Genomic DNA, 15,474 nt, shown 5'->3' with positions numbered 1-15,474 from the left:
CCTCATTCAACGCCAGAGTCCGCAGCGATCGCCGCGACAGCGGCTGCGATGTCGTCGTCGCTCAGGAACGGCGCTTGCGCGTAGACGAGCCCTTGCTCCCCATTGAGCTTCGCGGCGAGGTGCCCGCGTCCGAGCAGGAGCTCCGCTCCAGGCCTGTCGAGCGCGATCTTGGAAGTCGCCTCGCTGGCCACTTTCAGAATGAGGCGGTTCCCCATGTTCTCGCGCAGCTGCATCGGCATGACGTCCTTGTCGGGACGTTGCGCGGCGAAGATCAGATGGATGCCTGCCGCGCGCGCCTTAACCCCGAGCCTCTGAACGGCCGCGCCGACCGCCTGCTTGTAGCCGTCCTCAAGCATCCAGTCCGCGAACTCGTCGTGCACGGCAAAGAGCATCGGCAACCGTTCCTCCGGCTGCGACTTGGAGTTGTAGGTCGAGAGGTCACGCGCGCGCGCCGCGGCGAAGCGCCGATACCGGCTCTCCATCTCCTCGACGAGCTCCTCCAGAAGCTGCGTCGCGCGCTCGCGCGTCGTCACGATCGGCTCGCGCATGTGCGGGAGCGCTTCGAGCGCCGCGTAGTCGACTCCCATCTTGGGATCGATGAGCGCGATCTTGGCGAGCTGCGGAGTGTTCGTCGCCGCGATGTCGAGCATTAGCGCCTGGATCAACACGGACTTGCCGCTGCCCGTCGCACCGGCGACGAGCGAGTGGGGCTCGTGAGACGAGAGGCCCCCGAACTCGCCGCCCAGATTCAGGTAGAGGATCGAGCCGTTGATCTCCTGCAGGCCCAGCACAAACGACGTATTGATGCCCGCCGCGTTCCGGTTGATCGAGCGCCTGGCCCAGAGCTCCCAGAGGGAAACCGACTGCCGCTTTTCGCCCGCGACAGTCAAGACGATCTCTCCGGGCTTGGGCTGCACCGTCACAAGCTTGATGGCGTGGGTGGTGAGCAGCTGCGTGCGCTTGGCTTCAATGTCCTCGACCCGCAGTCGGTCGGATCCCGCCAGGCGCACGAGGCAGCCGTTGGGCGTTAGGCGCGTTCCCAAAATCGCCGCTTGCAGCCCGTAGCTGTTCAGCGCCGTCTTGAGCTTGCGAGTGATCTCCTCGGCCCATTCACCGCGCTCGTCGGCGCGCCCTTGGATGGCCGCAGACTTGTCGGCGACCAGCGCTCCGAGCTCCTCGCCCGCCCACCCATGCTGCGCGTCGGCAGGCGTCGCGACAGCCGGAGTCGAAGACGGCTCTTGCGGCGCCGGCGCCGGGGCAATCGCTTGCAGGGGCGGGGCGGCCCCGCCATCCGGCTTCGGAGCAGGCGGCGATCCGCCGTTCGCCGGTCTGTCCTCCGATGGCGGCAACCCGTTTGGAGGCGTGAGCCGCTCGATCATCGCGGTCCACGACACGCGCGCCGCGGGCGGCTTCGCGTCGCAATCGAGCCAAGGCATCATCGGGCCCAGAAGGGCTCTAACCGCCTCGGGCGCGGCTTTCAGCGCGTAGCCTTCGACGAGACCGCGAAGTTCGGGGCGCTCGAAGACTTCTTGCCAAGCCTGCACGCCGTCGGCTTGTTCGAGCAGGATTTGCTCGGACTTGAAGTTGTTCGTCGGGTCGGGGGTGTGCACGAAGATGTGCGAGTAGCCGCGAAGCGAAATGCGCGCCTCGCCCTCGCGCAGGCTCGATCGCGCGCGCTCCAGCAAATCCGAACAGCCCGCGGGCACGTCCGCATCGACGAGAAGATCGGCCAGCCGCGCGAGCCAGACGTCGCGGTCGAGACGGCTCGGGTCGCCGAACAATGCGGAGCGGAACGTGGAGAGCGTGGCCATGAGCTGTGCCTTCGAGGACCGGCGCGCCTCCGCCGCCCCGTCCGCGCCGACATACTTGGATTCCACGATCGCGATGTGCAGATGCGGGACGCCGTCGCGCTCCTCGACGCAGAGGCCCAGCAAGTCGGCGATCCGGCTCTCGCGCTGCGCGAGCCACGTGGCGTAGTCGTCCAGAAGGAAGAAGACGGTGAATGCGGGACGCGAGCCGCCTCCGGCCAGGTTGCGCAGTTCGCTCTCGAGCAAGTGTCGGCTAAGCACCAGCCCGAGCATCTCGCCGGTGGACACGCCGCGCTTGGCGGCTCTGAGCACGATGTCGCCTGAGATGGAGAGCGCGTCCTTCTTGATGCGCTCGGCGAGCTCGTCGAGGGCATCGTCCGGGCCGGGGAAGGCGAGCTCAGAGAGACGCCTGCGGGCCAAGACCCCCAGCAGGCGCAGCTCGGACGTCGAGCTGACGATCATGTTGCGGCCGTTGGTGCTCCCGCGCCGGTAGCGGACCACCGTGACGCCATTGGCCTGCAACTGGCGCTTGTCGAGGAGCTCGTCGTAGGTCGCGACCCACTCCGCGAGGTTGTGCGCATCGTCGAGCGTCGTCTTCAATGCCTCGTTCTGGAGCGAGATGCGCCTGGCCGGGAGCAGGTATTCCCCCTCGACGGCGTCCTTCTGCCGCACCACTGACGCGACGCTCGACATGTAAGCCCATCCGGAGGCGGTCTGCATGGGGCACGCCAGGAAAGTCGTCGATTTGAGCTCGTTCTCGCCCGAAACGCTTCGGTATGACCAACGGGAGGGCGCGTGCTCGAGGCTCGGCCTCTCGTTGACCCAGCCGATCTTGATCCAGTCGATGCCCGCAGTGCGCGAGACGACGTCGTGCAGGAAGGCGATGTCGTAGGGCCGGAAAGAGCCGGCCTCGCGCGGGGGCGTCGCGGAGGCGGGAACCACAGAAATCCGCAGCTTCGACATGAACGTGTCGGAAGTCTCGCTGACCACGGGGAGGTCTGGATCGTCGCCAGCCTTGCTCACGAGCTCCGCGTAGACGCGCCTAAGCTTCGCGGGGTCGCGGTGCCGAACCGAAACGCCGCATTGGAAGTCCTCCTGCGCCTGCTCGCTCGAGAGTTCGCGGACCACGGCCAGCGGCAGCTCCGCCGCGTCGGCGTTGTAGAGGACCACGTTCAGGTTGTCAGCCTCGTGCGGTTGGAGCCCGACGTAACGAGACAGCAGCTCGCGGACCTGCCTGGCCGCGCCGCTGGGATCAACGTCGGTCAACGTGTCGTCGTCGCCGCGGACGGGGAGCTCCAAGAGGCTGTAGCCGTTCACCGTGCTGCTCTCCGCGACGAGCCTGGGCTCGCCGTTGCGCGAGATGCACGCGACTTCTGGATAGAACGGGTGCGCCAGCTCCTCGAAAAATTCGCGGAAGAAGATGTGCCGGTCCCCGAAGAGGACGTCGCGCCCGCCGAGCATGTGGGTGACCAGCCCCGCCGCGCGCCGGGACTTCACCGCCAGCGCCTTCATGCGCTCCGGGTGCCAGGGCGGGACGATCAGGCACGGCTGCTCGCCGACGACCTTTACGGTTCCGACGGAGAGCACCTCGGCAACAAGCTTCGATCTGCAGACGTCGCCTCGCGCCTGGATGGCGAGCACTTTAAGGAGCACAGCGAAGGACTCCGCCTGGCGCATGACGGCTTCGCCGTGAAGGCCCGTGGAGACGAAGTCCTCTAACGCCTTGTTGTAATCCTCCTCGAACGTCTTCCACACGGCGCGAATCAAATCGCGCTGCTCGGTGGTGATCTTTCCCTGCTCGTGCAGCTCGTCGATCCGGCGCTTGATCTCGGCGCGAAGGCTGCGCATCTTGGCGGGAGCCGGCACGAGGGACCCCGCGTCGCGCTGGAAGGTCGCCTCGAGCGTGTTGGTGTCGGAGAGCGAAACGCTCTGCACGCCGCCCTTCTTGCTCACCATGCGGCGGGGCACTTCGGTGCACGCCACACCGCCTTTCTCCAACAACCGCTCCATGTCCTCGACGAGCGACAAGCCGATAGCGTCGGGCTTGTAGGACCAGACGAGCTGCGTCTTCTCGACGACCTGCTCGGCCTCGCCGGAGCCCTCGATCAGCGAGACCTCGAATTTGATCTGGACGGAGTTGCGGGCCAGCGACGTGACCTGCTTCGGCTTGTCCTTGCGCACGCGCTGCTCGGCGGCGAAGAAGTCGGGATAGCGGAAGAGCGGATCGGGCAAGTCGGCAGTGCCCATGCGCTCCACCTTCCAGTCGGCCTTGGCGCCGAGCAGCTCCTTCAGGCCTCGATACATCGCGCCGAAATACGCGCCTACGTCGTGGTTGAATCGCTCGCGCCACTCCTTGCGGCCCTTGCTAACCGTGAATCGCAGGAAGCGCTCGTTGTCGGAGGCGGACGCCCCCGCGACGAGCGTGTGGGCCGCCTCGACCACACCTTGCAAGAAGTCCGAGCACTCGATTGGCTTGCCGAAGATCACCTTCTCCCACCGGGCGTTGAGCTTCGGGTCGTCCCGCTCCATGTGCCTGCGGTGGAGGTCGTAGAACTCCTCGTCGTCCTCGTTCCAGTCGGACCTGCGCTCCCGGGCCTTCAAATCCTCGAGGTGCTTGCGCCATTTCTCTTCGAGCGCGTTGGGCTCGGAGCAGTCGTGGGCGAAGAAGTAGAGGGTGGCCTCGGCGAGCCCGAGCTGCTTCTCGCGTGGCTTCTCGAAGATGTGGTGGACGCCGTCGGCTTCCCATTCGAGCTCCGCGAGGTCGGCCGCACTTTGTTCGTCCGAGCTCGGCGCGTTGATGAACGCGGCGACCACTGGTAGCGCCGCCGGCTGGATGCGCGCCTCGTTTTCAGCAAAGCGCTCGCGCATCTCATCGGGGTCGACCGGCTGCCCGGTGTGCCGCATCCGGCGCAGCAGAGGCGCCCTGTTCACGAACAGCTTCTCGAACGCCTTCTTCCACGGCGTCACAGCGACCCCGTAGGTCTTCGGGTTAGAGAAGAAGGACGTGTCGCGTGGCAGCGCGACTCGCGGGAGCGCCCAGCCGATCGCGTCGCGGATCGGTCGGCCGTAAGCCGGGCTCGACGCCTCGGCGATCTTGGCGCAGAACTCGCCGAGCTGGATCAGCGAGAGGTCGACAACGGAGACGAGCCCGCGAAGCGCCGACTCGAAAACTTGCCGGTCCTCGGGCGTGGGCGCCATCGTGGCCACGTGGCACGTGGCCTCCACCCAAGCCTTCTCGTGCGCGCGAAGCTCCTTCGCGCCCAGAGCGGTGACGTGCTGCAACGTGTCGGCCTGGTTCTGCTCGGTGCCGTTGGCCGTGAGCAGTCCCGACTTCGTCGTCCCAGCGTTGCGAATGAAGCCCGCGTTCCGATCGGTGAGCACGCGCGCCGGCAGGCCTTGCCCGACGACGAGCGACTCGGGAATCTTGACGTCGACGGCGGCTTCCAGCGCGGGGTTGCCTAGCACCTCCCAGACGACGGCCGCGATCTGCTCGGGCGAGAGTTTGTCGAGGCGGAACATCGCCGCGGATTCGGAGCCCGTCCCGTCATCCTGCCTGGCGTCGGCCAAGCGCTCGGCGAGGATAGTCGCCGCGACCCTGCCGATGATCTTGTTCGCCAACATCAGTGCTCACCTCCGGTCGCGAAGGGGTTCTCAACGAACGAGCAGGAGTCCGAGAGCCTGCGAACGAGGCCGAGCCCTGCCAGGCGCGCCTCCAGATTCGCACGGTTGTCGCTCAGCGCCTCCTGGTCGACGAGCTTCTCGCTCACCAGGCGCGCTCCCTCCACGTCCCCAATCACCAGCCCGTAGCGCACCTTCGCCTCGGCCAGGAACTCGTCGAACTGCATCCGGTCCTCCACGATGGCCAGCACGATGGATTTGAGCAAGCGGTCGTTTGGCGCGTAGCGCGTGCGCCGAGACAGGCGCCGCGAGCTCAGGCCGATCGCGCGCGACCACGCCGCATGGATCTTCTCGAAGTGCTGCTCGTGGCGGGAGAGCGCCTTCTCGACCAACTGCGCTAGAAGCTGGTCGCCGTCTTTGTTCAGCGCGTCGGGGTCGTCGCCGCCGTCCTCGGGCGGCCACTGGAACAGCGAGCGAAGGACCGCCGCGCACTCGCCCTTCGGATCGCTGGACGCGAGCGCCGCCGCCCATTCCGGCGCCAGGCGCGCCGACTCCACCGCGACGCGCACGGCGGCCGGCGAATAGCCCTGGTTAGCGACATAGGACTCCGCCGAGAGCGCGCGCACCTTCGTGCGCTCGCGCGAGACAATCTCGCAGACGATCTCCACAGGCTGGGCGTCGCCGGACGCCGCCTTGCCGCGCTCCAAGAAATACAGCAGCAGGTTGAGCCCGGTGATGGCGATCAGGTGCTCGAGCGCGTCGTAGACCGGCATGTCGCGGGCGAGGATCGCGAGCCAGTCGTCACAGAGCCGATCGAATCGCTCGAGCGAAGCGTGGGGCAGGTATCCGACAGGCCTGGGCTCGTTGGCTCGCTCCGGCGCTCCCTGCAACGCCCGCACGAGCTTGTTCATGGGAAGCGACGCATCGAACAGCCGCTCGACCAGCTTCTTACCCAGCTCCGGCCCGCGCTTCGAGCGCGAAAGCATCAGATACAGAATCTCGCCCGTGCGGGCGAAGAAGCGCCGGTCATTGGACGCCGCGCCTTTGGCGTCGATGCGCAAGTCCTCGTAGAGCGCGTCGGGACCGAACGGGAAGACGAACTTCGAGCTCCATCGCTTGTTGCTGCGGGCTTCGAACGAGGACGAGCGCAGCAGCTCAATGGCCCGAGCGAAGTGCTCAAATTCGCCAAAGCTCTGGCGCAGATAGCCCAAGTCGAAGCCGCCGAGCCCTTCGGCGTCTTTGGCGAACCGCTCCGACCACAGGACCCACTTCTCGGCGTCAGCGATCTCGCGCTCCCGGATGGACTCCACAAATGGGTTGTTGAAGAGGAGCGCACGAAGCCTGATCTGCCGCTGGGGCTGATAGCGCGGCGGGGCATCTCTTTCGATGCACAGCGGGCTCATAGTGTTCGAACCCAACACGGTGAGGAATTCGAGCACTGTCAGATGGGGCAGCTGCTCGTCGTAGAGGCGATGGCCCCAGATGTGCTCGTCCACCGTGAAGTCGACGTCTTTGATCTTCGGCCTCATTGACCCGTCCTCACGGTAACGGGCTTGGAGTAGCCATGCCCGCTTGATTCGACCTCGATGAAACGCAGCGTCAACGCGTCGCCTTGCCCCTCGTCGTCGTCGGAGTTGAGCTTCTTAGCGAGTTCCGCTTTGCGCAGCAGCTTGGCTTTGAAGGCGAGCATGTCCTCGAGGCACTCGTTGGAGAAGCTTCCCGGCAGCGCGCCGTCTGCGACGCGCGAGAGAAACTCGAACCGGATCGGTGTGAGCGCAAAGCTCGCCGAGTGCTCGTCGCCCGCGAGGAGAGCGACATCGATGAGCGCGCGACCTGAGACCGCATCGAGCATCACCTTCATGCCAACGCCTCCCGAGCGCCTCGCCGCCGCCTCGGTGTCGCACAGCACGCTGATGCGCGACTGCGTGAAGCCGCCGGAGCTCGCCACGAAAAGCTTGTCGGTGTTCTCGATCAAGAGGCCCGTCATCACGCGGTTGAGGCCGCGAACGAGCCGGGAACGCGTCGACTCGGAGATCGCGCGGCCAGCGGACAGCGCCGCCATCGTGTCGAGGTAATCCCCGGCGAAGCGGAAAGCGGTGAGTGACCAATACCGGTAGTGCGGGTCGTCGCCAGGCAGCGTGAAATACAGCCGTCTGCGTTGGGAGTGGATGCGCCGGAGGAAGGCTCCCGCTCCCCCGTCGACCCGCGCGCCCTCCTCGCCTTCGAGGTAGCGTTGGAGCTCCGAGAGGAAGCTCGGCGTCGCACCGTAGACTTGATCGGCCCCCACGAGGCGCGCGAACGGCTCCTGAAGGTTAGGGTCGTCCGCCCCGTAGATCAGAAGCCCGTCTACGCCGTTGGTGGTCTCCGCGCCGACCCCAAAAGCGGCGAGCGCGCGAAACACCGGCTTGCTCGACGCCCTGCGCCCCAGGTTCGCGCCGAAGACGTTGTCATAGATGCTCGCGCGCTCGGTAGCTGACCGCTGCTGAATCTTGGGCACCTCAGCACAGGTCATGAGGCCTTCCTTCGCGTCTGGGTGGCCAAGAACCATGTTCGAGGCCAGCGCGAGTAGATCGCGCACGGGTAAGCGAACGCCATTGAGGCGGGAGACCTCCACCAGATTCGCGAGCCGCAAGCGAACGCGCCCACCGTCGCCGGCCCCGAGCATCCGGTTTCGGTTTTCAAAGATTGGGCAGACGCGCCCCTCGCCATGCCACTCGCACTGCGAGCACTTCTCCCATTCGGGATGCGACGAGACGGCCGTCAGCACCTCTTCGGCCGCCTGGCCGCGGCTCTGGCGACTCAGATCGAACAGCGCGAGCCGCTCCGGCGCAGCGCTCCGTTGCAGAAACGCATCCTGGATAGGAACCCGCAATGGGTGCGCTCGGCCTTGACGCCGGCCGCAGTCCCGTAGACGTTCGAGCACCTGCCCGTGATTGGCGACGAGAACGACGAACCGGCGATCTTCGGCTCCGAGGACCGATTGCTCGAGAAGCCCGAGCACAGCATCGCTCTCCTGCTCATTCAGCTCGGTCAGGTCTTTGACGAAGACGGCGACCCGGCCGCCGCCTAGGGCAAGCTCCTTGACGGGGCCGCGCTTTTCGGCCCAGTCGGCATCGGAGCCGCCCAAATGGATCCAAAGGCTCCGGCAGTGATAGGTCTTGCCGTCGCCCGCGGTGCCCGCGATGAGCGCCGATCCGGGTAAACCCGAGTCCGCCCACGCGAGAATCCGCACGAGCTCGGGACTAGGAAGCTTGATTGGGGCGACTTTCGCCTTTCGCAGGGCGTCCACCGTGTATTCGTCGAACAGCGTGGTGTTCGAGGGTGTCGGTCCGTATGAGCGCAGGAAACGAACCCAGCTGCTGGCCGGCGCGGCGGCTTGAGCGGGCGTATCCGGCGAAGCCGGCGAGGCGCTGGTCATGCAGTTCTCCGTGAACAACCGGAGGGCAAGACAAGCCCTCCCTCTTTGACCCGACGTCTGCGCGTCGTAGCTCAGGCATTATTGCCGATGGGGTTATTCAGTCAAAGCGCCGGTTCGCGATCGGGAGTTCGGGAGATCGCCAGGAGATGTTCGTCCCAACACATCTAGCGGGATCGGCACCCCGACGTCGACGGGCCAATCGTCGTTACTCGTGTGTGACTCTGACAAGTCTGACTTACGCCAGCTAGGAGGAAAGTTGGGCCGTAACGCACCGCGATTCGATCCACATGCACGGCCCGGAGATCCTTCCGCCGTGAAGGGCCAGCGGATTTACAGTCCGTGGGCTAGTCGAGGGCAGTCGTATCTCCGTTGGCACAGTGCTCTCTCTACTTCTGCACCACCTGCACGCCGACCTCCCAATGCGGGACGGCGGCGAGTGCCTGCTGCACGGGAGCGACAAACTGCTGACTGGCGACTTGAACGTACAACAGTTGGATACGTACTCGTTCGTGATCTTGCTCAAGGCTAATAGGAAGCACTTCTTCGCCTCTCACCATCTTAGTGTCCACAGCCGAGGAGCCCGGCAGCCGCTTAACAAGTAGGCGGACTTCCTGCTGCTTGCTGTATCTCAATGGCAAGAAGAACGCGCCCGCGCGATTTATCCTAGGCGGGATTAAGTTCTTTGCGAAACGTCGCAGACCTACTTCGCGAAGCTTCGCGAATGGATGATCGTTCTGGACGTCTTCGCCAGCGTAGGCTACGCGGCGCAATTCGCTGCGGTCGAAAATTGGCTCCACGTGAAGGTTCATGCGGACCGGACCAAATCGCCGCCCCCACAGTTCCGGCGACGGAACTCCTTCACTGAGGGACAACGAGAACATGTCCCGCGCAAGTGCGTCTAAGACCCGCTCTCCTCGCTCATTTGTAGCCAAGTATCCGTCCAGCTCGAACTGGCGCGCGAAAAGCTCGAGCTCGCCCCAACGAACCTGCTTAGCGACCGCATGGAGCCATATTTCACGGCTATCAATGATCTTCTGGAATGCAGCCAAGTCAGTGTGGTGGCCGTATATGCCAGCAGGTTGGCGCGGGAAGCAGATGTCCCAAATCTGATCACCTAGGATCTCCTTCCCGTCAGGAATTTCGGTGATCGCCTGACCAACAATCAATCGATCGAAATCAAACGAAGCAGCCCACGGAAGGGCGCCGAGCTCTTCACGGAACACACTTCCGATTGAAGCGGGGATGTCGCTGTTCGTCATCTTGCGAATCATACGGTCAGCTGTTCCCGCACCTAGCGGCGAATGAATCCGCCGGGCGTCGGCATCGCGGCTAAGAAGGTACTAGCATCAAAGCGCGTAAGTGCCTGGCAGCAGATCTTCGCTCTTTGCGCGCTCGCCCAAAACATGTCCGGGCTTCGGACAACATCCACTCTTAACCGAGTCGGGCGTAATTCGGGCGAGTCACCGTTTTCCGGATGCGCTCCGCCGTGGCACGCCGGTCCGCGACTTTCAGGCGCCTGAGCGGCGGGATATCGTGCTGCGGATCGCGTGCGTGCCCCGGGGGCTGCGCACTACGCTGCCTTGCGCGCTGGCGCGGCTTTGCGGGGTGCCGTCTTCTTTGCGGGCGTCTTTTTGCGCACGGACTTACCGGCATCGGCCTTCCTTTCGGCGTTCATTGCAAGGCTCCTACCAATCTTCTCCATCTTGAAATTGAGCAGGTCGTTCGGGAAGGCCCGAATCAGCAGTGCCTCAAAATCATCGAGCAAGGGCTCGGCCACTTCGTACGCACTGAAGTAGGCCGCGAGCTCGTGCAGCTTGCGCGGCGTGTCCACCGGTTGACGCAGCTTCTCCGATGCTGGCTTGTATTCGACGTTGTTCGTCGGGTGGCGGACGGCCGAAATCTTCTGGGCGGCACGCGGCCGGTTGAACGCGCTGTGCATCTCCTTCCAGATCGACTGCCTTTGGGCTTGGCCCACGTAGAGCGCCTTGCCGCGCGAGTCGTAGAAGACGTACAGGCCATTGACCGACTGCAATTCGGCGGAAAGCCCGAGGCGCATTTTTCCCGCGCCCGGCTCCGAATTGAACACGGCGTACGACTTCTTGCGCAGTTTGCGCTCAATCGGGAAGAACTCAATGATCGGCCGGAAGGCGCTGGAATGGGCTTCAGCAGTTGCCTGCGCCCTTGCCTTTTTCACGATCTCGGCGACCTGGCGCGGCGTCATGGCGTGCCGCCGCGCCTTCCAGTTCACGAACGTCTGCTGTGTCAAACCCAATGAGGTGGACAGCGCGCGATCCGTTGTCACGGCAAGCAGTCGCTTGAGCTCTTTCAGCAGGTCGACGGGCTTCACGGCAAGCGCCGCTCGCGAAGCAACGATGCGGGCCATCGTCAGCTCGCTGATATCGCCGGCCTTCATCTGGCTCACTTGCACCGGCAGCTTGCCGACAATAGCCGCGAGCTGCTGGTTGCTCGTGCTCTTCGTGATTCGTGCGAGCTCGGAAAAGAATATCTGCCCGTTCATTCGTGTCCTCCCTCCAAGGCGATTTTTGTACGCGGCTCAGCCTGAGTCAAAGGTATTGTTCGAACTCGGATCCATAGAGCAACGCCGCTTTCTAAGCGACTCTCGACGCCGCTGGCTCGCAATCCGGCGGTGGAGAGGGGCGGCTGGGCGGGGCAAAACCCCGCGCGTCGAAGGTAGCCTAGACCGGTTCGAGAGAAAGCTTTGAGTGCCGCACGTCCGCTTGAAGTCCATAACGAGCAGCGACGAGAGTGACTAAGTTACTGAACCATTTCGGTGCCTCAGGTGAAATGACAACACTTCGCAATAGCTTCGGAACAGAGATGGGAACAGGAATGCCAGTCTCTAACACTGCATCTTGGGCGTCGTCGAGCGACCGATCCAGTATCACGCGCACCTCTTTTTCAAAAGCATATGCCGTCGTCTTGTACGAGAAAACACGCGAGTACGGCTTGATGTTCAATTTTGGGTCTCGCCAATGCTTCACATATTCCACTCTCTCTATGCGCAAGTGGTACGGCAACAGCTGGCTTTCAAGAGCTTCCTTCAGCCTGCCTACGGTTGTAGTCAGCGCGACAGCGCAGGGCGATTGGCCATAGATCTTCCACATAGCCATGCTGTCGTCACGACCGTTGTGCCAGCAGTTGACGAAGACGCGGCGACGGAGCTCCTTCTTGAAGGATTCGTAGGTGTAGTCGATCTTGTTCGAAAGGTACGCGCTTTCGATCGCATCACGCAGGGAGTGCGTAAACGCACCCTCAAACTTGTCTTCGAACTGGTCGCCTCGACAGAAGAAAAGTGCTTTCGTCTCCAAAAAATCAAGGAAGCGCGCAGTGTCAACATAACGCCAGAGAACGTCTGCGTCCTTTAGCTTGTCAGAGACAGCAACCTTCCCCTTCTGCGAGAAGAAAGCATTCGTACGTTTGTGAACGATGATCATTAGCTTCCCAGGACACAAGAGTCGGGCACGTGAACGGAGATCCGATACGCAAATAGATGCCCAGTTTACGAGAGCAGCTGAGCCATGGGACCAGCAACGCGCGGAACCTCAATCCGTAGGTTTGTCCGTGGCCGGCCACCATGGCGGTGGCCAGCTTTGCCAGCTGGGCACGGTGAGCACCTCCGTAAGCTGCTCGTCCAATGGAGAGCCCTCGGCCAGCTCCTCCCTTACCACGGACAACCAGACCTTCAAGCGATCTCCGTAAGGCTCGTTTAGCTCACTCGCATACCGATCCAGGTGACTCAGAAACCTCTCCAAGCGCTGCATCCGCTCGTGGGTTTCAGCCATCGAGAAGGCGTGCTTTAACTGCTCCGCACGGGACTCCGCCACCCTCCTCGCGGCCTCACGTCGCTCTGCTTCTCGCTTCACCGTTTCTTCAGCCGCTTTCCGCTCCGTGCGAAATAGAGGCTGTAGGCTCGCCAACTCGATCATCCTTTCCGCGATCTCACCGAGCCTCGCCTCCAGCTTCTCGACGCTCCCCTGCCACTCCGCACGTGCACGGTGTTCTGTGCCGGTCCATTTCAGGGTGTACTTGCCGCTCGGTACAGTCTCGTACGTCTGGTAAGGCGCATACCCTCGCTCTTTTGTCAGCTTAGCGATCTGCTCTGGACTTAAAGGGACGCGCCGGTACCCCTCGGTGAGTTCGATCTGGAAAACCTCGTCCTTCAAGGTCGCGACGATCCCGGCCGGCTTTTCTTCTCGGTAGCGGCCGGTCCCCATCGCCTCTCTTCGAGAGATCTTGAATCCTGCCGCCTCTAAGGCTTCAAACAGGCCCGCATGGAAGCGCAGTACCCAGTCAATGCAGTCCAGTGAGCAAGTGACGTTCACGCAGCCCTTGTGGAAAAGCCGGTAGCGCCCGTGATCTGCGTGAGGCGGGCGATCCTCCTCTTTCGCTAGGCCCCATTCTCCTGGGCGGCGGCGTTCCCACTTCCGCTCCAAACTTGGAATGCGCTCGCAATAGCGGCTGGTGAACCGAATCAACGGGTGGGCGCCTTCGAGCGTGTCGGGCATCGAGACGCGCACCGGCGTTTTGGTTGGCTGCGCATGCTCTTCTAGCCACCGCTTCTGCGTGTCACGATCTTTCTCTGCTCGTGCACGCTCCTCTGCCGATGTGATCGCGAGCGCTACTTCGGTGTCCTTTTCAGGACTAGGCAACCTGGGCCTTTCGAGCTTGTGCCCGGCCTGAAGCCTCGCCCAATAGCCTCGCGGAGGTGTTGGAATCGCGTGTCTCCGGCATGCCTTCGCGAGAGCGACATCCGATATGCCAAGCTCCTTGGAGATTTTGGTGATCGGCGTCGCCCAGACTTTCTCGTAGAGCTCGCATCTCTTCATGGCTTCGCATGATTACGCGAAGCCCAGCCGTGCGCAACCGGCAGTGTTCCGCTCCGTAGGTCCAGCAGTCAGACTTGACTCGAACATTCGCGGTTACTCTCGTCTAAGCAGCGACGAGGAGGTCGTATGGACGAGCTGCTTGCGAGTGTGTTTACCCACAGCATCGATCGGTCAGAACAGTTCTGCGCTCCGTCCATTGGCACGTTTCGGCCTTGAAGATTCGGTTCGTTGGGTAAGTGAATGGGTGACCGGCTTTCGACTTACGCCTGTTAAAGCGCAGCGCAATCGTATAGCGGAGGGAATGTCCGCCGTGAGTTCCATGCTCCGCGCGCATGCGCCCTCACCTCGGGATTCCCGGGCCGAGCTCAGCACACTGTTTGCCGGGGAGAATCGCTGGGTGAGCGACCAGCTTCTGCGACTCAAGACCCTCCAAGCGTATGGAGCAGAGCGTGAGCACGTCTTTCCCTCGAAGACGTCTTTGGCATGGTTCCTGCGCCAACACAAGCCAGCCCTCATCCAGGCTGGCGCACTGCTGATGATCACCGGCCGGTGGTTTGTCGACCCTGAAAAGTTTGACGACTACGTCATATCCGAAGGCCGCTCGGCGGCAGCGCGGCATGACCGAGAGCCTGGTGAATGATGACTCCGCGGCCCGCCGCTCGTGCGCTCGTGCGCCGGGGCCCTAAGAGGGTCTCAGGCGCTCCTCAAACCGTCGGCGCAATTCCTCGAATTTGCGATCAATATCCTCCTGAGTCATCGGTTGCGGGGTTGGCGCTGGAATCGGGTTGTCGGCCGGTTTCAATCCGTAGGCCTGCCGCTCCAAGGCGATCACTTGTTGCATCGCTGTTGCGAGGTCGCGCAGCGCTCCGGCATGCGCGGCCAAGCTAATCGCGTGGAGCATTGACCGCCTGCGCCGCGGCGTCGGGTCTCGTTCAGTTTCCTCGATGACCATCTGCTGGAGCAGGTCTCGGTTTTCGGCGGCAATGCCAATGAGATCGCCGAACTGCTCGATCAGAGTCCGGGCACGATGCAGTCGCACGCGCTGCTCGCGCACGACCTCAACCACTGCTCTACTGGCAAGACCGGTGATCTCGTCTTCTTGCCTCGTGGTTCGCGTTTGCGTAACTGTCCTCGCGCGCGCGTGAGCGGTGCGCACACCAGCGAGCACGTGGGCTTCGCTCTTTCCTGGATCGGCGGCCAGAATCTCCCTGGCGCGCTCCATGACTCGCGCTTTCAGGTCTCGCGTCCAGGGAGCGGCACGCCCCTCCGCGTCCACCGCATTCTTCGCCCATTTGCGTACGGCAGCCTCGCTGACCCGGTGCTTGCTAGCGATGCATCGAACCGACAGCACACCGGCACGGTAGTCCGCTTCGATGCTCTGCAACACGCGCAGTTCAACACGCTGGTTAGCCATCGGAACGCACCTTCCCCCGCGCGCTGCGGGCTCGCCTCACGTCCTCACGAACTTCCACTGCTTCCCAGCCGGCGCGCTGCGCGAGCACCCGGCAAGCCTCCGCGGCTGCGCGCAAGGCGTAGCGCCTGGCGCAAACCGGCCGGATGGGCGCGGAAGCCCGCCATGCCGTTTCATCCCACGCAGCCGCAGAAGTGCCGTCTGCCCGAGCCGCCAGATGTCGGCGCGTGGCTTGCTCTCGGGCTTCGGGTGGAATGCCAACGACCTTGAAACCGTAGTGGCAGCCTTCAACCGGCGGGGCCTCACCGGTGTCATCGTCGAAAAGAGTATTCACTACGCTTTATCCTCCGGCTCCTTGCACGCACGGCCGCA

At 63.5% G+C, this 15,474-nt stretch carries 9 protein-coding genes; 1 reads left to right on the top strand and 8 read right to left on the bottom strand.

What is annotated here, in order from left to right; genetic code table 11:
• Nucleotides 1-2 precede the first annotated feature (2 nt).
• The 7 genes from I8E28_RS05880 to I8E28_RS05850 all read right to left on the bottom strand — a co-directional run bounded on the left by I8E28_RS05880 (nucleotide 3) and on the right by I8E28_RS05850 (nucleotide 13,691).
• Nucleotides 3-5,429 carry an FtsK/SpoIIIE domain-containing protein gene (locus I8E28_RS05880; RefSeq protein ID WP_200787063.1) on the bottom strand — a complete coding sequence of 1,809 codons (5,427 nt, stop codon included), beginning with the start codon at nucleotides 5,427-5,429 and terminating at the stop codon, nucleotides 3-5.
• Nucleotides 5,429-6,955 (bottom strand): methylation-associated defense system protein MAD7 family protein, encoded by a 1,527-nt coding sequence (locus tag I8E28_RS05875; protein ID WP_200787062.1) that lies wholly within the window; start codon nucleotides 6,953-6,955, stop codon nucleotides 5,429-5,431. Before I8E28_RS05875 ends, I8E28_RS05880 begins: the two co-directional genes overlap by 1 nt.
• Nucleotides 6,952-8,844: a hypothetical protein gene (locus I8E28_RS05870; RefSeq protein ID WP_200787061.1), complete on the bottom strand. Its 1,893-nt coding sequence runs from the start codon at nucleotides 8,842-8,844 to the stop codon at nucleotides 6,952-6,954. The genes I8E28_RS05875 and I8E28_RS05870 overlap by 4 nt, the downstream gene beginning before the upstream one ends.
• A 386-nt stretch (nucleotides 8,845-9,230) precedes the next feature.
• On the bottom strand, nucleotides 9,231-10,103 hold the full coding sequence (locus tag I8E28_RS05865; RefSeq protein ID WP_200787060.1) for a hypothetical protein: 873 nt from the start codon (nucleotides 10,101-10,103) through the stop codon (nucleotides 9,231-9,233).
• Between the two features lie 311 nt (nucleotides 10,104-10,414).
• The gene (locus I8E28_RS05860) at nucleotides 10,415-11,362 is read right to left on the bottom strand and encodes a GIY-YIG nuclease family protein (RefSeq protein ID WP_200787059.1); all 948 of its coding nucleotides are present in this window, start codon (nucleotides 11,360-11,362) and stop codon (nucleotides 10,415-10,417) included.
• 178 nt (nucleotides 11,363-11,540) lie between these two features.
• Complete coding sequence (locus I8E28_RS05855; protein ID WP_200787058.1) at nucleotides 11,541-12,299, bottom strand: hypothetical protein; 759 nt, start codon at nucleotides 12,297-12,299, stop codon at nucleotides 11,541-11,543.
• Between the two features lie 108 nt (nucleotides 12,300-12,407).
• Nucleotides 12,408-13,691 carry a hypothetical protein gene (locus I8E28_RS05850; protein WP_200787057.1) on the bottom strand — a complete coding sequence of 428 codons (1,284 nt, stop codon included), beginning with the start codon at nucleotides 13,689-13,691 and terminating at the stop codon, nucleotides 12,408-12,410.
• Between the two features lie 397 nt (nucleotides 13,692-14,088).
• On the opposite strand from I8E28_RS05850, the gene I8E28_RS05845 reads away from it, so the two are divergent.
• Nucleotides 14,089-14,331 (top strand): hypothetical protein, encoded by a 243-nt coding sequence (locus I8E28_RS05845; protein WP_200787056.1) that lies wholly within the window; start codon nucleotides 14,089-14,091, stop codon nucleotides 14,329-14,331.
• Between the two features lie 42 nt (nucleotides 14,332-14,373).
• On the opposite strand, the gene I8E28_RS05840 is transcribed toward I8E28_RS05845, so the two are convergent.
• Nucleotides 14,374-15,105 carry a hypothetical protein gene (locus I8E28_RS05840; RefSeq protein ID WP_200787055.1) on the bottom strand — a complete coding sequence of 244 codons (732 nt, stop codon included), beginning with the start codon at nucleotides 15,103-15,105 and terminating at the stop codon, nucleotides 14,374-14,376.
• Nucleotides 15,106-15,474: the final 369 nt, after the last annotated feature.

It is taken from the genome of Ramlibacter algicola (assembly GCF_016641735.1).
Taxonomy (GTDB): Bacteria; Pseudomonadota; Gammaproteobacteria; order Burkholderiales; family Burkholderiaceae_C; genus Ramlibacter; species Ramlibacter algicola.
This window is presented reverse-complemented; position numbering and strand designations above follow the sequence as displayed.